The 21,037-nt window shown below is 61.2% G+C and carries 24 protein-coding genes; 20 read left to right on the top strand and 4 right to left on the bottom strand.

Annotated elements, in window-relative coordinates; all coding sequences use genetic code 11:
- The first annotated feature begins 3 nt into the window (after nt 1–3).
- The 6 genes from dsrB (at nt 4) to EII23_RS06815 (ending at nt 5,025) form a co-directional block, all read left to right on the top strand.
- Nucleotides 4–1,149, top strand: a complete 1,146-nt coding sequence (gene dsrB / locus EII23_RS06840; protein WP_124792646.1) for a dissimilatory-type sulfite reductase subunit beta — start codon at nt 4–6, stop codon at nt 1,147–1,149.
- Nucleotides 1,150–1,207: 58 nt separating this feature from the next.
- Nucleotides 1,208–1,444 (top strand): dissimilatory sulfite reductase D family protein, encoded by a 237-nt coding sequence (locus EII23_RS06835; protein WP_124792645.1) that lies wholly within the window; start codon nt 1,208–1,210, stop codon nt 1,442–1,444.
- A 151-nt stretch (nt 1,445–1,595) separates the two neighbouring features.
- On the top strand, nt 1,596–2,159 hold the full coding sequence (gene amrA / locus EII23_RS06830) for an AmmeMemoRadiSam system protein A (RefSeq protein ID WP_124792644.1): 564 nt from the start codon (nt 1,596–1,598) through the stop codon (nt 2,157–2,159).
- A gap of 514 nt (nt 2,160–2,673) precedes the next feature.
- On the top strand, nt 2,674–2,964 hold the full coding sequence (locus EII23_RS12910) for an HdeA/HdeB family chaperone (protein ID WP_185702326.1): 291 nt from the start codon (nt 2,674–2,676) through the stop codon (nt 2,962–2,964).
- 59 nt (nt 2,965–3,023) lie between these two features.
- The gene (locus EII23_RS06820; RefSeq protein ID WP_124792642.1) at nt 3,024–3,365 is read left to right on the top strand and encodes a hypothetical protein; all 342 of its coding nucleotides are present in this window, start codon (nt 3,024–3,026) and stop codon (nt 3,363–3,365) included.
- A 232-nt stretch (nt 3,366–3,597) separates the two neighbouring features.
- Nucleotides 3,598–5,025 (top strand): response regulator transcription factor, encoded by a 1,428-nt coding sequence (locus tag EII23_RS06815; protein WP_124792641.1) that lies wholly within the window; start codon nt 3,598–3,600, stop codon nt 5,023–5,025.
- Nucleotides 5,026–5,080: 55 nt separating this feature from the next.
- On the opposite strand, the gene EII23_RS06810 is transcribed toward EII23_RS06815, so the two are convergent.
- From EII23_RS06810 to EII23_RS06795, 4 genes are all read right to left on the bottom strand, one after another.
- A complete protein-coding gene (locus EII23_RS06810; RefSeq protein ID WP_185702325.1) occupies nt 5,081–5,548 on the bottom strand; it encodes a rhodanese-like domain-containing protein in 468 nt (155 codons plus the stop codon).
- 161 nt (nt 5,549–5,709) lie between these two features.
- Nucleotides 5,710–5,985 (bottom strand): HU family DNA-binding protein, encoded by a 276-nt coding sequence (locus EII23_RS06805; protein WP_124792639.1) that lies wholly within the window; start codon nt 5,983–5,985, stop codon nt 5,710–5,712.
- 289 nt (nt 5,986–6,274) lie between these two features.
- Nucleotides 6,275–7,111, bottom strand: a complete 837-nt coding sequence (gene murI / locus EII23_RS06800) for a glutamate racemase (RefSeq protein ID WP_124792638.1) — start codon at nt 7,109–7,111, stop codon at nt 6,275–6,277.
- 34 nt (nt 7,112–7,145) lie between these two features.
- On the bottom strand, nt 7,146–8,045 hold the full coding sequence (locus EII23_RS06795; RefSeq protein WP_124792637.1) for a sulfite exporter TauE/SafE family protein: 900 nt from the start codon (nt 8,043–8,045) through the stop codon (nt 7,146–7,148).
- 316 nt (nt 8,046–8,361) lie between these two features.
- Here EII23_RS06795 and EII23_RS13140 point away from each other — a divergent pair, with 316 nt between their 5' ends.
- The 14 genes from EII23_RS13140 (at nt 8,362) to rsxE (ending at nt 21,020) form a co-directional block, all read left to right on the top strand.
- Entirely contained in the window at nt 8,362–8,514 is a 153-nt protein-coding gene (locus tag EII23_RS13140; RefSeq protein ID WP_221620369.1) for a hypothetical protein, read from the top strand.
- An 8-nt stretch (nt 8,515–8,522) separates the two neighbouring features.
- Nucleotides 8,523–9,530 carry a Bcr/CflA family efflux MFS transporter gene (locus EII23_RS06790; protein ID WP_221620368.1) on the top strand — a complete coding sequence of 336 codons (1,008 nt, stop codon included), beginning with the start codon at nt 8,523–8,525 and terminating at the stop codon, nt 9,528–9,530.
- A 108-nt stretch (nt 9,531–9,638) separates the two neighbouring features.
- On the top strand, nt 9,639–10,277 hold the full coding sequence (hisH, locus tag EII23_RS06785) for an imidazole glycerol phosphate synthase subunit HisH (protein ID WP_124792636.1): 639 nt from the start codon (nt 9,639–9,641) through the stop codon (nt 10,275–10,277).
- A complete protein-coding gene (gene hisF, locus EII23_RS06780; protein ID WP_124792635.1) occupies nt 10,267–11,046 on the top strand; it encodes an imidazole glycerol phosphate synthase subunit HisF in 780 nt (259 codons plus the stop codon). The genes hisH and hisF overlap by 11 nt, the downstream gene beginning before the upstream one ends.
- A 12-nt stretch (nt 11,047–11,058) precedes the next feature.
- Nucleotides 11,059–11,877, top strand: a complete 819-nt coding sequence (locus EII23_RS06775) for a PP-loop family protein (protein WP_260424628.1) — start codon at nt 11,059–11,061, stop codon at nt 11,875–11,877.
- Between the two features lie 316 nt (nt 11,878–12,193).
- Nucleotides 12,194–12,592 carry an FmdB family zinc ribbon protein gene (locus tag EII23_RS06770; protein ID WP_124792634.1) on the top strand — a complete coding sequence of 133 codons (399 nt, stop codon included), beginning with the start codon at nt 12,194–12,196 and terminating at the stop codon, nt 12,590–12,592.
- Nucleotides 12,585–13,913: an adenylosuccinate lyase gene (purB, locus tag EII23_RS06765; RefSeq protein WP_124792633.1), complete on the top strand. Its 1,329-nt coding sequence runs from the start codon at nt 12,585–12,587 to the stop codon at nt 13,911–13,913. The genes EII23_RS06770 and purB overlap by 8 nt, the downstream gene beginning before the upstream one ends.
- Nucleotides 13,910–14,488 (top strand): orotate phosphoribosyltransferase, encoded by a 579-nt coding sequence (pyrE, locus tag EII23_RS06760; RefSeq protein WP_409360229.1) that lies wholly within the window; start codon nt 13,910–13,912, stop codon nt 14,486–14,488. The genes purB and pyrE overlap by 4 nt, the downstream gene beginning before the upstream one ends.
- Before the next feature lie 55 nt (nt 14,489–14,543).
- Nucleotides 14,544–16,562, top strand: a complete 2,019-nt coding sequence (locus EII23_RS06755; RefSeq protein ID WP_124792632.1) for a L,D-transpeptidase family protein — start codon at nt 14,544–14,546, stop codon at nt 16,560–16,562.
- 182 nt (nt 16,563–16,744) lie between these two features.
- The gene (locus EII23_RS06750) at nt 16,745–17,548 is read left to right on the top strand and encodes a cytochrome c3 family protein (protein ID WP_124792631.1); all 804 of its coding nucleotides are present in this window, start codon (nt 16,745–16,747) and stop codon (nt 17,546–17,548) included.
- A gap of 7 nt (nt 17,549–17,555) precedes the next feature.
- Nucleotides 17,556–18,785 (top strand): 4Fe-4S dicluster domain-containing protein, encoded by a 1,230-nt coding sequence (locus tag EII23_RS06745; protein ID WP_124792630.1) that lies wholly within the window; start codon nt 17,556–17,558, stop codon nt 18,783–18,785.
- Complete coding sequence (locus EII23_RS06740; RefSeq protein ID WP_124792629.1) at nt 18,785–19,747, top strand: RnfABCDGE type electron transport complex subunit D; 963 nt, start codon at nt 18,785–18,787, stop codon at nt 19,745–19,747. Before EII23_RS06745 ends, EII23_RS06740 begins: the two co-directional genes overlap by 1 nt.
- Nucleotides 19,744–20,343 (top strand): RnfABCDGE type electron transport complex subunit G, encoded by a 600-nt coding sequence (gene rnfG / locus EII23_RS06735; protein WP_124792628.1) that lies wholly within the window; start codon nt 19,744–19,746, stop codon nt 20,341–20,343. The genes EII23_RS06740 and rnfG overlap by 4 nt, the downstream gene beginning before the upstream one ends.
- The gene (rsxE, locus tag EII23_RS06730) at nt 20,340–21,020 is read left to right on the top strand and encodes an electron transport complex subunit RsxE (protein WP_124792627.1); all 681 of its coding nucleotides are present in this window, start codon (nt 20,340–20,342) and stop codon (nt 21,018–21,020) included. Before rnfG ends, rsxE begins: the two co-directional genes overlap by 4 nt.
- Nucleotides 21,021–21,037 lie beyond the last annotated feature (17 nt).

The raw sequence follows: 21,037 nt of genomic DNA, 5'->3' as shown, positions 1-21,037 counted from the left end.
AACATGGCTTTTATTTCTTCCGGATACAATCCCGCGAAACCGATGGAAGGCCGCATCACCGACATCGGCCCCCACAAATACGACGAATACTTTCCGCCGGTCATCAAGAAGAACTTCGGAAAGTGGCTCTACCATGAAATTCTGGAACCCGGCGTGCTGATGCATGTGGCCGAAAACGGCGACAAGGTGTACACCGTGCGCGTGGGCGGCACCCGCACCATGTCCATTACCCACATTCGTGAACTGTGCGATATGGCCGACAAACACTGCGGCGGCTATCTGCGCTGGACAACCCGCAACAACGTGGAATTCATGGTGGAAAGCGAAGAAGCCATGAAAAAGCTGCGGGACGACCTCAACAGCCAGAAGTTCCCCGGCGGGTCCTTCAAGTTCCCTGTGGGCGGAACCGGCGCTGGCATCAGCAACATGGTGCACACTCAGGGCTGGGTGCACTGCCACACCCCCGCCACCGATGCCTCCGGCCCGGTGAAGTGCGTGATGGACGCCATTTTCGAGGACTTCCAGAGCATGCGCATGCCTGCTCCGGTGCGTATTGCCCTGGCCTGCTGCATCAACATGTGCGGCGCGGTGCACTGCTCCGATATCGGCTTGGTGGGCATCCACCGCAAACCGCCCATGGTTGACCACGAATGGGCTGACCAGCTCTGCGAAATTCCTCTGGCCGTGGCCGCCTGTCCCACTGCCGCCGTGCGTCCCACCAAGGTGGAGCACAACGGGCAGAAGGTGAACTCCATTGCCATCAAGGAAGACCGCTGCATGTACTGCGGCAACTGCTACACCATGTGCCCCGCACTGCCCATTTCCGACGGCGAGGGCGACGGCATTGCCATCATGGTGGGCGGCAAGGTTTCCAACCGCATTTCCATGCCCAAGTTCTCCAAGGTCGTTGTGGGCTACATTCCCAACGAACCGCCCCGCTGGCCCAGCCTGACCAAGACCGTGAAGCACATTGTTGAAGTGTACGCAGCCAATGCCAACAAGTACGAGCGCCTGGGCGACTGGGCGGAACGCATCGGCTGGGAAACCTTCTTCAAGCTGACCGGTCTTGAGTTCACCCACCACCTCATTGACGACTTCCGTGATCCCGCCTACTACACGTGGCGGCAGAGCACGCAGTTCAAGTTCTAGGCTTCATATGTTCAACCCCGGCGGCGCGAAATGCGCCGCCGGGCCAGGAGAAACCGCCATGGCTGCCGAAAAAGACGTTATCGTTGATTTTCTGAAGAGCAAATCCGGCTCCAAGTCCAAATTCTATTTCAAGGACTTCACCGATCTTTTCCCTGACAAGGGCCCCCGCGAGGTGAAGAAAATCCTGACCGCTCTGGTCAACGAAGAAATTCTGGAGTTCTGGTCTTCCGGATCCACCACCATGTACGGCCTGAAGGGTGCTGGCAAGCAGTCGCACGCCGAAGGCGAGGACTAGGCTTTCCCCCTGTCGCAGAGCTCCGAAAGCCGCGCCGCCAAGCTCCCTTCGGGGCACACAGCGGCCTGACGTCAAGAATACGGTCTTTTGCAGTTCACGCCACAAGTTATGCCGCAGCGTCTGTTGTGGCATTTCTTGTTTGGGAGGGAGCATGACGGACGTTCAGCTTTCCGCCGAAGAAAAATCTCTGCTGGGCGGTCTGGCCCGCGCATCCATCGAATCTGCCTTGGGGGGAGCGTCTTCTCCCGCCCCGGAGGCATCGCGAATGACACCGGCACTGCGCCTGTATCTGGGAGCTTTTGTCACCCTGACGTGCGGCGGGAATCTGCGGGGCTGTATCGGCAGCATTGTGGGGCAGGAGCCCCTGTATGCAAATGTTTGGCGCATGGCACGGGCAGCAGCCCTGGAAGATCCGCGCTTTCCCCCCCTGACGCGGGAGGAGTGGCCCGGGGTTCATCTGGAAATTTCTGTTCTGGGGCAACTGACGCCCTGCCCTGATCTCCATGCCATCCAGGTGGGACGCCACGGCCTTGTGCTCTCCTGCCGTGGGAGAAGCGGCGTTTTTCTGCCGCAGGTTCCTGTGGAACAGGGCTGGGACAGGCATGCCTATCTGGAAAACCTCTGCCGCAAGGCCGGGCTGCCGCAAGGCGCTTGGCAAGACTCTGAAGCCCGTCTCCTCTGGTATGAAGCCCTGGTCTTTCCTGTGGAAAAATAGCCCTGCCGTCGGGGTGGCACCGTCCCATTTTTTGCCAAAAGCAATTATCCGCCAGCGGGCGTGTACCCGTGAGCGGCCAGTCGCGCACAGCCACAAACCTGTTTCCTGCGATCCATAGCTCGCCTGCCGCCGTTTCGCCAACCTGCAAGGGCGGACCTCTGCTATTGTCGAACGTCGCAAACTGGCGTCCTTCCAGAATCCGGTTCCCCTGTGGGAGGCTCGTACGATCAGTTTGCTGCGCCTGAAAGAACGGCGCATATGTCTCTGCCCTCAGATGCATATGCTGAAAATTTCTTGTCAGCAAAAGATTTTCGGGGAGTATCATCCTGAAGGGTGAGAGCGCAGAGCCAAAATGCGCGTCGGGGGTGATGTACAAAAAAGTTCTTGGCAGTGTAGATTTTTTGTGGCTATGAGCAGCAGCGTTGGCCGAAAGCTCTCTGGGAGCCGTGCCGGGATCGCTGTGTCCTCCGGGCCGTATGCTCGGGCTGTTTGCATATTATTCAGGAGGGAATCGATGAAAAAGTTTCTTTTGATGGCTCTGGCCGTCACCATGCTCGGTGGGGCTCCCGTGGCAAGCCATGCCGCGGATCAGGATATGGCCAAGATTACCTGCAAGGAGTTTCTGGACGCCAAAGAGCATATGAGCATGATGATAATGTGGATTGATGGCTACATGAGCGGAAAAAGCGGAAATACCCTCATCAGCGACGCGTGGATGGAGAAGCTGGGAGTCCACCTTGGCAGCTTCTGCGCCCAAAATTCTTCCAAAACCATCATGGACGCCATGGAGGCCATGCCGGAATAACAGTGTCGGCATGGCGGCAAACATTTTTATCCCCCAAGCAGTTTTATGGAGAGCACCGCATGAAACGTTTTTTCTTTTCTTTTGCGGCGGGTCTGTTGCTTTGTGCCTTCAGCGTGGGCGGAGCCTTTGCCCAGGAAATCATTGTCGCCAACGGCACGGGCTTCACCATCCACCAACTGGGCCTCGTGGATTCCAATTCCAGCGGTGACGCCAAGGATCTTCTGGGCGACGACACCTTGGCCAACGGTGAAGGCCTGAAGATCAATATCAGCGGCAGCCCCAAGGGCTGGGAACTCATCGCTGTTGACGGTGAGGGTGGTCAGGTGAACTGGCAGAACCTTGACCTGACCGGTGTGCGCAAAATCACGCTGCGCGGCGACGGCACGGCCAATCTGGAGTAAACAGCGCATTGTGCGAAGGCGTCATGCCCATGCGGCAGTGACCGGGAGCGCGGCTTGCCCGCACCGGGCAGACGCCATGAAGAGGCGGCTTTCCCGGTTGCCCGAACCTTGGTTCGGGCAACCGGGGGTATTGCTGTTGCCTTTTTCTTGGCATCGGCCGGGGGAAGGCGTAGGGTACCCTTGCGGAGGCATGGGTTTTATTGTGTGCCGGTAAAAAAATCCGGGAGAGTTGATGGCGTCAGGCGCAAAAAAGCTGCCGCTTCTGTCCGGCGCGGGCATGGCCTGCCTTTTGGCGGCGCAGTTTGTGGTTTTTCTGGAAGGGAGGGGAGGGGAAAGCCTCTCCTTTGAGCTTCAGGGAGCGCTTGCCGGATTTTGCGGCGGCATACTGCTGGGCGGGCTGCTTTTCTCCACAAAGTCCCTCAAGCGCCTTTTTCCGTTGTGCATTGCGCTGTTCACCTTCATCAGCGCGGCGTTGTGGGCCGGGAGCGCGGTGGAGGGCAATGCCTTTTTTACTTGCGGAGCCTGCTTCTGGGGAGGAATGCTCCTGCCCCCGCTTCTGGAGGCCTTTTTCGCGCGCAGTTCCTCCCCCGGCTTTCATGTCGGCATTGTCTTTGCCTGCGGAGATTTTTTCTGGCTGCTCCTGTACGTTTTCCCCTTGTCTGTGGAGGCCATGCACTGGACATTGCTGGTTCTCCAGTGTGCGGGAGGCGGCGCGGCGACAGCCTGCCTGTTCCGGGAGAAACAGGCCCCGCAGGAAAGAGAAAGAAGCAACGGGCAGGAAGGATTGAGCAGGCAGGCGCTCACCTCGTTGCGTTACCTGACAACCATCGCCCTGCTCTTTTTTCTGCTGGATTCCTTTGTTGACATCACATTTTACAGAATCCACTCTCAGGTTTTTCCCATCCCCGCCCAGGTGCACCTCTACATATGGATTGTCTATCCCATCGCAGGCCTTCTGATCGACAGGTACGGGGCCGACATGCGGATTCTGCTTGCCTGCATCGGTGGGGTCATCCTGTCGCCGGTTTTGATTGTGGTGTCTGAAGGAACGGTCGTATACTGGAGCATTTACGCCATAGACCTTTCCTGCAGGGGCATTGCCACAGTCTATTTTCTTCTTGTTTTTGCGCAGATCGGAAAAAATTCTCCCCGCAAGGGCCTGATTGCGGCTGTGCCCTATGTGACCATGCTTGCGGCTTTTCTGGGAGTATCCCGCACAGTGGAAAGCTTTCCGGGCACAGTGCCTGTAGCCTCTGGCTGCCTGTTTTTGACCGCCGCGTTCAGCTATGTGAGCGCCCGCATCCAGTATGCGCTTACGCTGTCGGGAATGGTGAACATGCCCGCACCGGGCCATGCGGATGAGCGGGAAGAGCCCCTTGCCGTGGCGCAGGCCGTGAGGGGAAATGTTTGGCGCCGGACGGACCGGGTTGCGGACTTTGCCCTGAAGTACGGCATTTCCCCACGGGAAAGAGATGTTCTGTGGCTGCTTCTGGAAGGGTGCGATACCGCTGCTGTCTGCGCCCGGCTGCACATTTCCGAAAACACACTCAAGACGCATATCCGGCAACTGCTGCGCAAGACGGAAACGTGCAACAGGAGTGCTCTGCTGGTTCTTTTTTTTGCGGAAGAAAGCAGGGAAAAGGAAGATATGAGGGAATAACGGGCATACCCGGCATGCGGCCGACCATGCGCGCGGGGCAGAGGGCGCCGACAGGTCAGCGGTTTTGCGTGCCGGAACTGGCGGAGGAAACAAGCGGGAGCACCCGTCCTGTCACATATCTGACTTCTGTGATGTCAGGACGAAGGCGTTTGAGCAGCTTGTAGGCCTGAAGCGATCTGTAGCCGTACTGACAGTGCAGCAGTACCGGCGTGTCATGGGGAAGGCTTTTTATCCGGGATGGAAAGGCATACAGGGGGATATTGACGGCAGCGGGCAAGTGCCCGTCGGCGAATTCTTTCCGACTGCGCACGTCAACAATGAGCAGCCCGGCTGTGGCGCGCATGTAGGCGTGGGTCTCCTGCGGCGACAGGGCGGCGGCCTTGGTCGGGCCCTGCCTCGCCGGCAAGGCCAGCGCATGGTAGAGTGCGGTTTCCATGCACGCAATACACAGGAGCGCTCCCAAGATTTTCAGGATACGCCGTTTTTCGCAGTCCGGTTTTGTGGTGGCGCGCGCGGTATTCATGGCTGGTTCCGGCGGGGCGTCTTTTGTTTCCGAACGCTCATCCGTGCGGGCGGGGCCTGATTCCGACATGACAAAAACAGGGCCAGCGCCTGATTTTTTCCTAACGCTGACCCTGTCAAATTTTTCTCCGCCAAATAGATGTACGCGTTCTGGAGCATACGCTACTTGATGGCGTCTTTCAGACCCTTGCCGGGAGTGAATTTGGCAACCTTGCTGGCGGGAATGTTGATTTCTTTGCCGGTGCGGGGGTTGCGTCCTTTGCGCGCTGCGCGCTCAACCACCTTGAAGCTGCCGAAGCCGGTAAAGGTCACGGATTCGCCCGCAGCCAGAGCTTCACGCAAGGAGGCCACCACGGCTTCCAGAGCTTCTTCTGCCTTGGCCTTGGTGGGTAGGCTGGCTTTGGCATAAATTTTTTCAACAAGCTCAGCTTTCGTCATGATCTTTGCTCCGTGAAAAAGAGTTTTTGGGTATTCCTGTCCTGCAGGAAATAGCCGGACCATCCCGTATTCCCGTTGGCAGGGGAACCGTGAACAAAACCGCGCATCATGCGGGCAGAACAGGACTGTTCATACGCCAGTGGTTGTTGCATGTCAATGAAAAAGCACGTCATTCTCAAACAGGGCCGCATCCCGCACAGGATTTCGCCGCGTCTGTCCCGGCATGCGGGGTTTGGTGTGTATTATATGGAACTTATTGAGTATATTGAGCATGCTCGGGGGAAGCATGCTACAGATCCACCAGAGATATGCGCCCTTCCGCCAGACTTTGCCCCAGAAAAAGGCTTCCGGTACGGGCAAAACGGGCAGGATTGTCTGTGGTGAGAAAGCGGTGTTCGCCTCCGGGAGTGGGGCGCGCCATTTTCCGGAGGCGGAGTTCTGCGGCAACACAGTCTGCGGTGGTGGCGGCGGAATCCACAATGCGCACCTGTGGCGCAAGGATGTTGCGCATGGCGTCTTGCAACAGGGGAAAATGCGTGCAGCCCAGAAGGAGGGTGTCCGGCTCGTTGTGTGTTTTTTCTCCGCATCCGGTCAGGGGCAGAATGTCTTCCAGGTAGCGGCGGGCAATGCCTTCCACCAGGGGGCCGTCCATCCAGCCTTCTTCTGCCAGCGGCACAAAAAGGGTGCAGGCGCGCCCGGTAATGACAGCTTCCGGGCACAGGCGGGCAATGGCCTTCTGGTAGGCGCCGCCGGCAATGGTCGCCTCTGTGGCGATAACGGCAATGTGTTTGTTGGAACTGGCGGCAACAGCGGCCTGCGCTCCCGGCTCCACCACTCCCAGAACAGGTATGGCCGCAAAATGCGCGCGCAGACTGGGCAGGGCGGCGGCGGTGGCTGTGTTGCAGGCCACAACAAGCATTTTGACGCCCATGTCCACAAGTTTGCGCGCGGCCTTGAGGGTATAGCGGATAATGGTTTCCTGTCCCTTGGTGCCGTAGGGCAGGCGGGCCGTATCGCCCAGATAGAGCAGATCTTCATGGGGCAGACGTTGCGCCAGTTCCTTGAGAACCGTGAGTCCGCCCATGCCCGAATCGAAAATGCCTATGGGCAGCGCAGCAGTATTCATGGCAGTCCTTGTCCGGCGGCGCGACGCGCCGGGCCTAGAGGGCGCGGCCGAGGTAGGCCAGAGCAAGGCCGAGCAGCATGACCGCCAGCAGAGCCTTGAGGGCAAAAGCGGGAACATGCTTCTGGCAGCGCGCGCCCAGATACATTCCGCACATGCCGCCGAGGCCCAGCAACATGCCAAGGCGCCAGTCTGCGGCTACGGAAACGTGCGGACAGAGGGGCGCGAGCAGGCTGTAGAACGTGACCCCGGCCACCGAGGTCAGAAATGTGGACAGCAGCGTCGCGCCAGCCGTGATATAGACCGGAAGCTGAAAAAAGGAAACCAGAAAAGGCGCCATGATGGCTCCGCCGCCGATGCCGTAAATGCCTCCCGCCAGGCCGACCACGAGACTCAGGAAGGCCAGACCCGGCGTGGATGCCGTGCGGGTATGGTCCTGAAAGCAAATTTCGATTGCGCACGTGTTCCATACGGGCACACGGCAGACGGCCAGAGTGCCGTCCGCATTCCGGCATCCCGCTGCGCGCTCACGCTGTGCGCGGTCTCGCCCAAGCCCGCCCAGCATGCGCCCGCCGATGTACAGCAGAAGCAGCCCCGCGAAAATTTTGAAATTCCGGGGGTCGGGCAACCAGTGGATGCGGATCAGCGCGCCCAGCAGAACGCCGGGCAGCGTGCCCGCCGCCACGGTCAGCGCAAGGGGCCAGACAAGCCGCCCCTCGCGCCAGTAGCGCCAGACCCCCGCCGGGCAGGCCAGAATGTTGAAGAACTGGTTTGTGGCGCTCACGCCGGGATTGACATAACCGAGCACACTCATCTGAAACGGCAGGAGCAGAAAAGCGCCGGAAATGCCCCCCATGGAAGTGAAAAAGGAAACGCCCAAGGCTACGGAAAACGGCAACAGCGGATGGCATTCAATACCCGCGGCGGGAAAAAGCATGCGAACCTCCCTCCGGAATCCCGGCCTTGCCGGGGCAGTGTGCGGACGGCGCAAAGCGGGGTTGGGCAGCATTTTCGGCGGGGCCGGAACGAGAAGTTTTCATAATCACGATTTTTTTATAATCGTGATTATGAGTGTTGTCATCACTTTTTTCGCCGTGCCAAAGGCAGGTGCCTTTCGGCACAGGCTCGGGGAGTTTACAGCGTGCGCGTCATGCGCTACCGAGATTTGTCTGTTCCGCTGCTTCTGTCCGGCGCGGCATCCCTGTTCCGGAGCGCTGCCTTGCCGCAGCCTTTCCACCTTTGCGAGATAAAAAATGGCGTCCGCAATACACGGAAGATTTTCTCTGGCGCTTCTTTTGGGCACACTTTCTGCATTCGGCCCCTTTGTCATTGACCTGTATTTGCCCGCACTGCCGCAACTGGCGGAATTTTTTCATACCAGCGCGCCCATGACGCACTCAGCCTGACAACGGCCATGATCGGTCTTGCCGCCGGGCAGTTGCTGCTTGGTCCTGTCAGCGACAAATGGGGCCGCAAACGGCCTTTGCTGCTTTCTTTGCTGGCCTATGCCGCAGCCACCGTGCTTTTGATCTTTTCTCCCACCATCGAGATCTTCGTTTTGCTGCGGGGCATTCAGGGTTTGTCCGCTGCGGGCGGCGTGGTCATTTCGCGGGCCATTGCCGCGGATTTGTATCGCGGGCGCGAAATGACCCGTTTTTTCGGCCTGCTGATGACCGTGAACGGCATGGCTCCCATTGTTTCGCCTGTGCTGGGCAGCATTCTGCTTGAATATATGGACTGGCGGGGAATTTTTTTCTTTCTGACCCTGCTTGGCGTGGGGCTGTTTGCGCTCTGCCTGCGCCTGGGCGAATCGCTGCGCAACGAAGACCGCGTGCAGGAGGGCATTTTTGCAAGTTTTCGCGTTTTCGGAAAAATGTGCAGAAATTTTCTGTTCATGTGCTTTGTGCTCATGGAATCTTTCGCCTTTGCGGGGATGTTTGCCTATATTGCCGCATCTCCCTTTCTTTTCCAGACCTTTTACGGCGTCAGCCCTCTTGTCTTCAGCCTGTGCTTTGCCGCCAACGGCGCGGCCCTTGCCCTCGGCTCCCATATCGGCGGCAGGCTTGCCGACAGAATATCGCTGTCCGCAGGCTGCGGGGGCATTTTCGTCCTGTCGGCCTGTGTTTTTGTGTGCCTGAGCCTGCGGGCGCATGTGGCCCTTGTGGAGGCGGGATTTTTCGGGCTCCTGTTCTGCTCCGGCGTGATCCTGCCCGCTGTTTCCGCGCTGGCGATGGAAGCGGGGCGGCGGCATGCGGGCAGCGCATCCGCACTGCTGGGATTTTTTCCTTTCCTTGTCGGAGCGGTGGTTTCGCCTTTGGCGGGCATCGGGGACATTTTTCATTCCACCGCACTGCTCATCGCGTCTTCCGGCCTTGCAACACTGGCGACGTATCTTCTGGTGCGCCGCCAGGTGCGCGGCTGACAAAAAATTCCAGGGATACGCCGGGCCTGCGTTGCCTCCCCGGCGGGAAAGCCGTATGCTGCCTCTGCTCCGGGCAGAACCGGCGGCGCCATACAACAAGGACACGTCATGCTGGCCATTGTGGAATACGGCGCGGGCAACCAGACAAGTGTGCGCCGCGCATTGGAACATATGGGCATACCCTGCGCCGTTACGGACGATTCTGCCGTGCTGCGCCGCGCCTGGGGAGTGATTTTTCCCGGTGTGGGCGCTGCGGGGCAGGCCATGCAGCGGCTGCGCGCCACAGGGCTGGACAGGGAACTGCGCCGTATTGCGGATGCAGGCCAGCCCCTGCTGGGCATTTGCCTGGGCTGCCAGATTCTGCTGGAAAGCAGCGAAGAAAATGCCGCCATCACGCTCGGTCTGCTGCCGGGCACATGCCGTCGCTTTGACGACCACATGCGCGAGGAGGACGGATCTCCCGCTCCGGTGCCGCACATGGGCTGGAACCGCATCCGGACGACAGCCCCGTCCCCCCTGCTGGCCGGTCTGGATCCGGAGGCGGAATTTTATTTTGTGCACAGTTATTACGCGCAGCCCGATCCCGCCTGTGTGCTGGCTGTCACCGTCTACGGGCGGGAATTCTGTTCTGTCCACGGGCGTGACGGGTTGTGGGCCGTCCAGTTTCACCCCGAAAAGAGCGGCCGTCCCGGACTGACCGTGCTGCGCAATTTTTTTGCCTACTGTGAGGCGCGCCATGCTCAGTAAGCGGGTCATCCCCTGCCTTGACGTGCGCAACGGACGCCTGACCAAGGGGATCAGGTTTGCAGGCAATGAGGATATCGGCGACCCTGTGGAAAGTGCGCGCCGGTATTATGAGGAAGGCGCGGACGAAATCGTTTTTTACGATATCACGGCCTCGGCCGAGGCGCGCGGCATTTTTCTGGACGTGGTGGAGCGCGTGGCACAGGAAATCTTCATCCCCTTTTCCGTGGGGGGGGGCATTGCCAGCGTGGCGGACATGCGCGCGGTTTTGCGGGCCGGAGCCGAAAAGGTTTCCGTCAATTCCGCCGCAGTGGGCAATCCGGGCCTGATCAGCCAGGGCGCGGAGGCCTTTGGCTCCCAGGCTATCGTGGTGGGCATGGATGTTCTGGCCGTGCCCGTGAGCCCGCAAATACCGTCGGGCTACGAAATTGTCACCCACGGGGGGCGCAGGCGCACCGGCCTGGACGCACTGGAATGGGCGCGCCGCTGCCAGGATCTGGGCGCGGGAGAATTGTGCGTCAATTCCATTGATGCCGACGGAACCAGAGACGGCTACGAGCTTGCCCTGACCAGAGCCGTTGCGGACGCGGTTTCGCTGCCTGTCATTGCCTCCGGGGGCGCGGGAAGCCCGCAGCACATGCTGGAAGCCGTCAGCCAGGGGGGAGCTTCCGCGGCGCTCATCGCATCCATTGTCCATTACGGGCAGTACACCATACGCCAGTGCAAGGAACATATGGCCGCGCACGGCGCAAAAGTGCGTCTGGTCTGGTAGATCCGGAAAGCGATGCTGCTGGCCGGAAAAAACGTCATGCCTGTGGCGGCGCGGGAGCGGGCGGCTGCCCTGCAATCCTTGCTCGGAAATCTGCCGGAAGTGGCGGTGGCCTTTTCCGGCGGGCTGGACAGCCGTTTTCTTTGCCATGCGGCTTTGCTGTGTGGTTGCCGTGTGGTGGCCCTGCATGCCCACGGGCCGCACGTTCCCCGGCAGGAGAGCCTGCTTGCCCAGTCCTGGGCGCGGCAACACGGCCTGCACCTGCTGCTTGTGGACTACAATCCGCTGCCCGCGCCGGAAGTGGCGGGCAACAGCCGCCAGCGCTGCTACGGCTGCAAGCGCGGGCTCGTGGCAGCCTTGCGGCGGGCCTTGGCGCGCTGGCCGGAGGCAGTGCTCTGCGACGGAACCAATGCCGATGATGTGCTGGCTTTGCGGCCGGGCCTGCGGGCGCTGGCTGAAGGGGGCGTGCGTTCGCCGCTGGCGGAAGCGGGCATGTCCAAGGAAGTTGTGCGCGTGGTCGCGCGGGGCACAGGTCTGGACAGGCCCGATCAGCGCGCCCGCCCCTGCCTTTTGACCCGGCTGGCGTACGGACTTGCGCCACGGGAAGATCTTCTCCTGCGGCTGGCCCGTGCGGAAGAAAAGCTGGAAAGCCTTGGCGGGGCAGCAGGAGGACTGGGGGATCTGCGCCTGCGCCTGCGGCCCGAACCTCTGTTGCAAGCGGAATTTCTGCCGGACGCATGGAGAGAGCAGGTGGAAACCGTGCTGCGGGAGGCGGGATTCTGGCCCTGCGAGGTGCGCGTTGGCGGCAGTCCCACCGGATTTTTTGACGCCTGACGCAGCCCCGCATCTGGACTTTTGCAAAAAAAAGAACTACCCAAGGACGACTCTGGCGTCCAAACATATCTGGAGGAAAACATGGCTCACAAGAAAATCGAACGGAAAAAAGAACTTGACCGCCGCCGTCAGCGCCGCGCCCAGCGTCTGAAGCAGAGCATCCGTGATGCCAAGGCCGCGGCCAAGGCTGCGAAGGCCTGATCGGGCGGACCCCACTTTCATGTGCCACCGCGCCTCTCTTTTTCGGGAGAGAGGCAAAACCAGAGCCGGTCAGGTGTCTCTTTGAGCGTCCTGCGTCCGCTCTTTGTGCTTTTGTATGCCTATCTACGAGTATGTGTGCCCGCAGTGCGGGCATCTCTTTGAGGAATGGACGCGCGGGCACGATGCCGCAGAGGAGCAGGCCTGTCCGCAGTGCGGCGCTCCCGCGTCCCGTGTCATGTCGCAGACATCGTTTGTGCTCAAGGGCGGGGGCTGGTATGTGAGCGATTACGGCTACCGCAAGGGCATCAGCGAAGACGGATCCGCCCCTGCCGCACAGGACAAACCCGCAGACAAGCCTGCGGACAGTGCGGGCACGGCGGACAGCGCCCCCGCGGCTGCGGGCAAGCCCGCCGGGAATGCCCCTGTTCCGCCGCCCTCCCCGCCTGCCGGGGCTTCTGCCGGAGTGTCGTCGGGAGGAACATCGGCATCCGCCGGAGGAGGCAGCCATGATTGAGCGTTATACCCGCCCGGAAATGGGCTGTATCTGGACGCTGGAAAACCGCTATCAGGCCTGGCTTGACGTGGAACTGGCCGTCTGTGAGGCATGGAGCGGACTTGGGCGCATCCCGGCGCAGGCTGTGCAGAACATCAGGGACAGGGCCGTGGTGGATGTGGAGCGCATTCTGGCCATTGAAGAAGTGACGCGCCATGATGTCATCGCCTTTCTGACCTCTCTGGAAGAAAAAGTCGGCCCCGACGCGCGGCACATCCATCTGGGCTGTACCTCCTCGGACATTGTGGATACGGCCAATGCCCTGCTGCTGGTTCAGGCCGGAAAGCTGATTCTTGCGGACATTGACGGGCTTTTGCGCGCGCTCCGCGATCTGGCGGCGCGCTATCGCGGCGTGCTCTGCATGGGGCGTACCCACGGCATCCATGCCGAACCCACCAGTTTCGGGTTGAAAATGGCCGGATTCTATGCCGAATTTGTCCGCCACCGGGAGCGTGTGCGCTCAGGGCTCGAAAGCGTGCGCGTGGGCAAGATTTCCGGCGCTGTGGGAACCTACGCATTTCTTTCGCCCGAACTGGAGCAGCGCGCGCTGGAACTTCTGGGGCTGGGCGTTGATCCCCACTCCACGCAGATCGTGCAGCGCGACCGCTACGCCCAGTTTTTCAGCGCTCTGGCCGTGCTGGGCGGCGGCATGGAGCGGCTGTGCGTGGAACTGCGGCATCTGCAACGCACGGAAGTGCTGGAAGTGGAAGAAGGCTTCGGCAAGGGGCAGAAAGGTTCTTCGGCCATGCCGCACAAAAAAAACCCCATATCCGCCGAAAACATGAGCGGCCTTGCCCGCCTTTTGCGCTCCAATGCCCTGGCCGCGCTGGAAAACCAGGCTCTCTGGCACGAGCGCGACATCAGCCACTCCTCGGTGGAAAGGGTCATCATGCCCGATTCCACCATTTTGGCCGACTACATGCTTGTGCGCCTGACGCGCCTTCTGGAAAATCTGGTGGTCAAGCCGGAGCGGATGCGTGAAAACATGGAACGCTCCTACGGGCTGTATTTTTCCCAGCGGGTGCTCACGGCGCTCATTGCCGCCGGGATGCCCCGGCAGGAAGCTTACGAAGCCGTGCAGCTTCTGGCCATGCAGAGTTGGGAGAGCCGGAAGCCCTTTCCCGATCTGGTGCGTGGCGACAGGGACATGTGCGCGCGTCTGGGCGGGGAAAACCTGGGGGAACTTTTTGACCCCGCTTCCTATCTGCAATACGAAGAAGCGATTTATGAGCGTGTTTTCCGGCATGCGCCGGAGAGCCAACCCCACGGAGACGGCCAATGACCCCGACCGATGAAGACATCCAGACCCTCAGGCGGCGTCTGGCGCGCCTGCTGGTGGAAAAATCCTATCGCGAAGGCGACTTCGTGCTGGCTTCGGGCCGCAGGAGCGACTATTATTTCGACTGCCGGGTAACAGCCCTGCACGCCGAGGGGGCATGGCTCATCGGCACGCTTTTTGCGCATCTGCTCAAGGACATGGATATCAGGGGTGTTGGCGGCATGACCATGGGCGCGGATCCTCTGGTCTCCGCCACCACAGTTATTTCCCACCAGCAGGGCAGGCCGCTGGACGGCCTGCTGGTGCGCAAGGAGGCCAAGGGGCACGGAACCGGGCAGTTTGTGGAAGGGCTGGGCAATTTTTCCGCCGGTGACCGTGTGGTCATGCTGGAGGATGTGGTGACCACCGGCGGCTCCCTGCTCAAGGCCTGCGACAGGGTGCGCGGGGCTGGCCTGGAAATTGCCGGTGTCTGCACCATTCTGGACAGGGAAGAAGGCGGGCGGGAGAAACTGCGTGAAGCGGGTTATGAACTGCATGCACTTTTTACCCGTGCCCAACTGGTGGCTCTTGCGCGCTAGGCTCGTCTACGCGTTTCGGGGTGCGCTTTCGGAGCGCGCCCGACGTGCGCCGGGCATGGCTTTGGTGCTGTTTCTTTGTTGCCAGCTTGTCTTTGCGCATATCTGGTCAACGCATCTTTGGGCGGACAGTTGGCAGCCTCTGCGGCATTCCGAAGATCTTCCGCCCCGTCTGGTGGCTGTGGACAAGGCCCGTCAGACCTTTTTGCTGTACGAGAAAAAAAGCCCCCTCAAGCTCAAATACCGTTACAACTGCGCCACAGGGCAGGTGACGGGCGACAAGCAGGCGCGCAATGACCTGCGCACGCCTGAAGGCATCTACTTTGTGGACTACAAGATTGCCGGGGGGCTGGATTTCAAGGAATACGGCGGCATTGCCTACACGCTCAACTACCCCAACCCGGTGGACAGGTTGCGGGGCAAGACCGGCTACGGCATCTGGATCCACAGCAAGGGTTTCGGCATAGAACCTTACTCCACCCGCGGCTGTGTGGCCATCGGCCTGCGCGATATCGGTGAAGTCGGCCCGGATCTTGTGCCCGGTACGGCCGTGGTGCTGGCCGAAACGCTGGACGAGCAGCATCTTTCCCGCTCCGACGGCGGCTCCGCCGCCCATTTGCGCCGCCTCATGCACGAATGGAGTCAGGCCTGGGCGGCGCGTTCCACTGCCATGTTCGGGTATTATGATGCCGAGGCCTATACCAGGGCCATGCCCGAGAGCTTTGCGGCGTTCCGGCTGAACAAGGAACGTCTGTTCAAGATTCTCGACTTCATCAATATCTACAACAGAAAAATCCATGTTCTGGAAGGCCCTGGCTACTGGGTGACCTGGGCGGAGCAGTTTTATACCGCCTCCAATCTGTCCACGGAAGGAATCCGCAGACTGTACTGGCAAAAGGGCAAGGACGGCGCGTTCCGCATTGTGGGCATGGAGTGGACGCCACGCAATCTGGGCATGCAGGCGGATTTCCAGAAAGGGCTTCTGGTGGCCGAAGCGCGGCCGCCGCAGGCCAGCGATGCCGCCGCCGAAGCGCCCCTGCCGCCCCGGCTGGACATGCCGGAAAAAGCCGGGGACGCAGCGCCCGCAGGGCAACAGCAGCAGGCTGCGGACGAAAAACTTCTGGCCGCGGTCAGCGATCCGCTGGTGCCGCGCTCGCGTCCTGTGGCTCCGCCTGCGGAAGTGAACTGGGGCACACCTCCCGCCGAAGGCCCTGCCGGCGGCGAGCCGGAGGCCCCCGCAGCCCCGCCTTCTCCGGAAGCCGCACGGACGCCTGTGGAAGCCGCGCCGCCTGCAAAAGAGCCTGTTGCCGAAGACGCGCCCCTGCTCCTGACCCCCGAGGTGCGCGCGGCTGTGGAAAGCAGGGTGCGAGACTGGGACGCGGCTCTGGCCCGTCGCTCTCCGGAACTGGCGGACTTTTATGACCGGCAGGAGTACGGCCGCCACAAGGACGCGCCGCGCGGGGAAAGCCATGCCGCCATGTGGAAGGAGATGGAGCGCCGCTTCAAGGCTCCCTGGCTGCATGTGGTGAGCCGCGCTCCCGCCATAGAGGTTCAGAACGGCCTGGCGGTGAGCAGCAGCGATATGCTTGTGGCCTTGCCGGGCAGGATGGAGCAGGGCGTGAACCGCCTGTGGTGGCACAAGGGCCGGGACGGTGCCCTGCGTATCGTGGCCGCGCGCTTTCAGCCGGAAGACAGGGGTCTTTCCGCCGAGTATCTGGACAGGGTGAGCGACGAGGTCGGCGTCATGCTGGAGGCCTGGCGCAAGGCATGGGAGGCGGGACATCTGGACGGATACATGGCCTTTTACACGCCGGACATTGTGCAGCAGGGGCGCAGGGGCATTGCGGCTGTCCGTGCCCAGAAAAAGAAGCTCTGGGGCAAGGTTCGTCCCGCCCAGGTGCAGCTTTCCGGCTTGCGGCTGACCGTGGACGCTGGCGGTCTGCGCGCGGACATGGGGCAATTTTACGAGGACAGCGCGGGCCATAATGACCGGGGCACCAAGACGCTGCTGTTGCGCCATGACGGCGGGCAGTGGCGCATTGCGCGCGAAGAATGGGCGGCAGCGCCGCGTCCCTGAGCGGCTCGTGCGCTGCCGCAGAACGTGTTTTTTGCTGTTGTCACAAAATACAAAAAGGCAATACTCCTGCGGGGAGGGTGTGAATATGTGAACAGGGCTTCACAAGGTCGGAAAAGTCTGGCATGCTTGGGCCGGTATGCTTTTTGGGCCATAAACCCGACTTCCCGGAAACCAAGGGGGCGATGGTGCAGAAACGATACCTTCCTGTTGCCGTGCTGACGGTTGTGCTGGCTGTGGTGGCCGCACTGGGGTACAGCCTGCCCCGCCCGAGCGAGGACCAGCCCCGGCGTGTCCTTCTGCCCAATGCGGGCGGGGCTGTGATTTTTGAGCATGCCGCTCACGTGTCCGCCTGCAATATCCCGTGCCAGACCTGTCATCACGAAAGCCCTGCTCTGCGCAAAGACGTGCAGCAGTGCGGCAAGTGCCACGGCGCTGTTTTTGACGCAGCGTTCAGGAAGAGCCACGTGGCTGCCTTTGCCGACAATGCCTCCTGCGCCACCTGTCACCATTTTGAGGGCGGCCCCAAAAAGTGGGGACATGACAAACACCATGCCGAACTGGGCCTGGAGTGTACCGAGTGTCACCACAGCGACACCAGTATTGAAGACAAGCCCCAGAACTGCGCCCGATGTCACAAGTCCGGAGCGCCTTCCGGCAAAAAAACCGAAAAGGGTGTTGCCCCCAACCTGGCCGATGCCGTGCACGCCCGGTGTGTTTCCTGCCATGAGGACATGTTCGCGGCCGGAGCCAGGGGCTGCGCCTCCTGCCATACTGTCCGTCCTGTGCGCGAAAAACTGCCGCAACAGGGCATTGTCACGCTCAATCCCCTGTATGTCGACTGCGCCGTCTGTCATGCGGAGAAAGCGCAGAAGCTGGTGCCGGGACGGATGGACGCCTTCCACAGGCAGTGCATGGGCTGTCACGAAAAAACAGGCAAGGGGCCATACGGCAAGCAGTCCTGCGCCCGGTGCCATACAGGAAAGTGAGGCGGGGATGAAGGAAGTTTTCCAGATAATCCGCGACCCCCGTTTCCAGTTGCTGTACGGGGTCAGGCAACGCTTCAGCGTCGGCCCCGAACCCCGGCGTGTGCGGCTGAACCGGGAGGGCTGTACGCTGGTCGAAGGTGTTGTCAAAAAAAGCATGGTCTATCCGTACATGCTTTTGGCAACGCACCCCTCGCCCGTGCGGGGTAACGTCTTTGCGCCCATTTTCGGCGTGGTGACCGAAATCAACGAGCGCAGCATCTTTCTGGATGCGGCGGAACCCGGCGAAGACGTGCGCGCTCTGGCGGCGGGTGTGGAAAAACAGGATCTGCTGTCCGCTCCCCAGAGGGGGGCCGAACTGGCGATGCTGCTCAAGACTCTGGGCGTGAACACCCGTTCTCTGGGGCAGGACTGTGAAAAGCTGATCATCAACGGGCTGAACCCCGACCCCGGAGTGACCTGGGCCGAACCCATGCTCCTGACCCATCAGGAAACGCTGCGCGCGGGTCTGGAAATGCTGCGCAGGCTTTCTCCGGCCAGAGAGATCGTGCTGGCCGCGCCCAAGGAGCTGCGCCTGCGGCTCAACGATGTTCAGGTGGTGCATGTTGCAGCGCACTATCCCGCCAGCATTGACGCTCTGGTGGTCAAGGCCGTGACCGGGGAGGAAAATCCCGCAGATGTGGGCATCGTGGGGCTGCACAACGTATGGAGCCTGGGCCGTGTAGTCAGAACGGGCTATCCTCTGGTGGAAACCGTGCTCACTATAGGCAGCCGCGACCACTCGGGCAATTATATCGTGCGGGAGGGCAGCCTGCTGGGAGATTTGCTGCACTTTGCCCATATTGATCTCAAGCCCGGCGATACCCTGGTGCGCGGCGGCCCCCTGCGGGGGGAAAGCCTGGACAGGCTCGACCGCAGCGTGACCCGCGGCACCACCGGAGTTTTTGTGGTGGAGGCGGGCACCATCCCCCCCATGAAGGGACACAGCCCCTGCATCAACTGCGGAGCCTGTGTTCTTGTCTGCCCCGCGCGGCTCAGCCCGGGCATGCTCAGCCGCAATGCGGAATTTGCCCTGCACCCGCGCAACCGTGAGGAGCATATCGACTCCTGTCTGGAGTGCGGGCTCTGCGGCTATGTGTGCATCGCGCGCAGACCTGTGCTGCAATATATCCGCCTGTCCAAGAACAAGTTGCGCAAAACATTGCGGGAACCCTTTGCCGCAACACAAGGAGACGCCTGATGTCCGCCACAGCATCCGGTTCTGTCCTGCTGGCCATGAGCACGCCTCCCTACTGGCACTGCGGCCGCACCGTTCGCACGCTCAGTCTGTACATGCTGGCGGGCTGTCTGCCCGTTGTGGTTATGGCGATCTGGAACTGGGGATTGCCCGCCGCCAGGGTCATGGCCCTCTGTGTGGCCGTCAGCGTGGCCACAGAAGCCCTGTGCGTCCGGCTCATGGGGCGTGAGCAGACGGTGGATGACCTGACCGCGGTCTGCTCCGGCCTGCTGTTTGCCTTTTTGCTGCCCGCAGCCGCGCCCTGGTGGCTGGCGGTACTGGGCAGTGTGGTCTGCATCACCTTGGGCAAGATGTTTTTCGGCGGTCTGGGGGCAAGCCCCGTCTGTGCTCCGCTGGTGGGGTGGGCTGTGCTGGCGGTGTCCTTTCCCCTGCTCATGGACCCCAATGCGGCGCAGCTTGACACGGCCTTTGTTGATCCCCTTGTGCGCCTGAAATTTTTTGGCGCGCATGCCGCAGCGTCCCTGCCCCTTTCCGATCTTTTGCTGGGCAGGCAGATCAACGGTCTTGGGGCGGGGCAGGTGCTGGCCCTGTGCGCGGGAGGCGTTTTTCTGGTGGGGTGCGGTGCTGCGCGCTGGCAGATTCCCTTCGGTTTTTTTCTGGGAATCGTCGGCATGGCGGCTCTTTTGCAGATGACAGACCCCGCCCAAAACGCTTCTCCCCTGTTCCATCTGTGCACAGGCTCAACCGTGCTGGGCGGCTTTTTTCTGGCCACAGTCACAGGCACCACGCCCCTGCGCCCCCTGCCCATGTTTTTGTACGGCCTGCTGGCAGGCTTTTTGACCATGGCCATCCGCAAATACGGCGTGTGGCTTGACGGCGTGCCCTTTGCCGTGCTGCTGGCCAATCTGCTCACGCCGTATTTTGACATGATCCGGCCCAAACCTTTTGGAGGGCGGCTGCCGTGAAAGACGTGGCGCGCATGGTCGTGGTGCTTTCGGTGTTGTGCGGGCTTTCGGGATTTGCCCTGTCCTATCTGAAAATGGTCACGGCGTCCGGCATTGACGAGCAGGTGCTGACCTATGTGCAGGGGCCCGCGCTGGAGGGCGTTTTCCCTGACGCGGACAATGAGCCCATTGCCGACAGGCGGGTTTTCGGCCTGCCTGACGGCGGCAAAACAACGGTTTTTCCCGTGATGCGCGGGGGGGAACTGGCCGCTGTGGCGCTGGAAGCCGCAGGCAAGGGCTACGGCGGCCCCATCGGCGTCATGGTGGGATTCAATATTGCTGACGACAGCCTGGCGGGCATCGGCGTCACCACGCTCAAGGAAACTCCGGGGCTCGGCATGCGCATTGCGGAGCCGGGCTTTACCGCGCAATTTCCCGCGCAGAAGCTCCCTGTGGGGCTCAAGGACAGCGGCGGCGCGGTGGACGCTGTTTCCGGGGCGACCATTTCGTCGCAGGGAGCCGTGGAGGCGGTGAACAGGGCGGCCGGGCACTATGCGGCGCTCAAGGCGGAGATTCTGGCGGCCTGGGGGAAGGCCGCTTCCGGAGGCAAACAATGAGCATCATGGCCGAATTCACCAAGGGACTGTGGAAGGAACTGCCGCCTTTCCGGCTGTTGCTCGGCCTGTGCCCCACGCTGGCCGTCACCAACTCGGCGGACAATGGCCTGGGCATGGGAGTGGCCGTGATTTTTGTGCTGGTGCTCTCCAATATGCTCATCTCCATGGTGCGCACGGTGATTCCCAAGACAGTGCGCATCGCCTGCTTCATCGTCATCGCGGCCTCGCTGGTGGTTGCCGTGGAACTGCTCATGCAGGCCTATACCTATGAACTGTACCAGCGGCTGGGCATCTTTGTGCCGCTGATTGTGGTCAACTGCATCATTCTGGGGCGGGCCGAAGCCTTTGCCGCCAAAAACGGAGTGGCCGCTTCCATTGCCGACGGCCTGGGCATCGGCATGGGCTTTGCCCTTTCGCTGACCTTTCTGGGCGCGTTGCGCGAGATTCTGGGCAACGGAACCTGCTTCGGGTACCAGATCATGGGCAGCAATTTCGAGCCGCTGCGCATCATGGTGCAGGCGCCGGGAGCATTCATCTGCCTGGGGCTTATTCTTGCGGTCATGAACGTGATCAATGTCCGGCAGGCGGCACGGCAGGGAAAAAAGGCAGAAGCGCCCGTGCAGTGCGGTGCCTGCGGGGCATGCATGGTCATCCGGCAGGACGGGAAAGAGGGTTAGCAGGCCCGGCAGGGCAA

The organism is Desulfovibrio sp. OH1186_COT-070 (assembly GCF_003860215.1).
Lineage (GTDB): Bacteria > Desulfobacterota > Desulfovibrionia > Desulfovibrionales > Desulfovibrionaceae > Desulfovibrio.
The sequence above is the reverse complement of the archived record's forward strand: the minus strand, read 5'-3'. Positions and strand labels throughout refer to the sequence as shown.

Coding starts and splice junctions, on each gene's coding strand:
- EII23_RS13140 (WP_221620369.1), top strand. CDS start 8,362: ATGGCGTCCGCAATACACGGAAGATTTTCTCTGGCGCTTCTTTTGGGC.
- EII23_RS06810 (WP_185702325.1), bottom strand. CDS start 5,548: ATGAATACCGCGCGCGCCACCACAAAACCGGACTGCGAAAAACGGCGT.
- EII23_RS06795 (WP_124792637.1), bottom strand. CDS start 8,045: ATGCTTTTTCCCGCCGCGGGTATTGAATGCCATCCGCTGTTGCCGTTT.
- rsxE (WP_124792627.1), top strand. CDS start 20,340: ATGAGCATCATGGCCGAATTCACCAAGGGACTGTGGAAGGAACTGCCG.
- EII23_RS06775 (WP_260424628.1), top strand. CDS start 11,059: ATGCTGCTGGCCGGAAAAAACGTCATGCCTGTGGCGGCGCGGGAGCGG.
- EII23_RS06755 (WP_124792632.1), top strand. CDS start 14,544: ATGGCTTTGGTGCTGTTTCTTTGTTGCCAGCTTGTCTTTGCGCATATC.
- EII23_RS06815 (WP_124792641.1), top strand. CDS start 3,598: ATGGCGTCAGGCGCAAAAAAGCTGCCGCTTCTGTCCGGCGCGGGCATG.
- EII23_RS06740 (WP_124792629.1), top strand. CDS start 18,785: ATGTCCGCCACAGCATCCGGTTCTGTCCTGCTGGCCATGAGCACGCCT.
- amrA (WP_124792644.1), top strand. CDS start 1,596: ATGACGGACGTTCAGCTTTCCGCCGAAGAAAAATCTCTGCTGGGCGGT.
- EII23_RS06805 (WP_124792639.1), bottom strand. CDS start 5,985: ATGACGAAAGCTGAGCTTGTTGAAAAAATTTATGCCAAAGCCAGCCTA.
- EII23_RS06790 (WP_221620368.1), top strand. CDS start 8,523: ATGATCGGTCTTGCCGCCGGGCAGTTGCTGCTTGGTCCTGTCAGCGAC.
- hisF (WP_124792635.1), top strand. CDS start 10,267: ATGCTCAGTAAGCGGGTCATCCCCTGCCTTGACGTGCGCAACGGACGC.
- murI (WP_124792638.1), bottom strand. CDS start 7,111: ATGAATACTGCTGCGCTGCCCATAGGCATTTTCGATTCGGGCATGGGC.
- EII23_RS06745 (WP_124792630.1), top strand. CDS start 17,556: ATGAAGGAAGTTTTCCAGATAATCCGCGACCCCCGTTTCCAGTTGCTG.
- EII23_RS12910 (WP_185702326.1), top strand. CDS start 2,674: ATGAAAAAGTTTCTTTTGATGGCTCTGGCCGTCACCATGCTCGGTGGG.
- EII23_RS06770 (WP_124792634.1), top strand. CDS start 12,194: ATGCCTATCTACGAGTATGTGTGCCCGCAGTGCGGGCATCTCTTTGAG.
- hisH (WP_124792636.1), top strand. CDS start 9,639: ATGCTGGCCATTGTGGAATACGGCGCGGGCAACCAGACAAGTGTGCGC.
- EII23_RS06820 (WP_124792642.1), top strand. CDS start 3,024: ATGAAACGTTTTTTCTTTTCTTTTGCGGCGGGTCTGTTGCTTTGTGCC.
- pyrE (WP_409360229.1), top strand. CDS start 13,910: ATGACCCCGACCGATGAAGACATCCAGACCCTCAGGCGGCGTCTGGCG.
- purB (WP_124792633.1), top strand. CDS start 12,585: ATGATTGAGCGTTATACCCGCCCGGAAATGGGCTGTATCTGGACGCTG.
- EII23_RS06750 (WP_124792631.1), top strand. CDS start 16,745: ATGGTGCAGAAACGATACCTTCCTGTTGCCGTGCTGACGGTTGTGCTG.
- dsrB (WP_124792646.1), top strand. CDS start 4: ATGGCTTTTATTTCTTCCGGATACAATCCCGCGAAACCGATGGAAGGC.
- EII23_RS06835 (WP_124792645.1), top strand. CDS start 1,208: ATGGCTGCCGAAAAAGACGTTATCGTTGATTTTCTGAAGAGCAAATCC.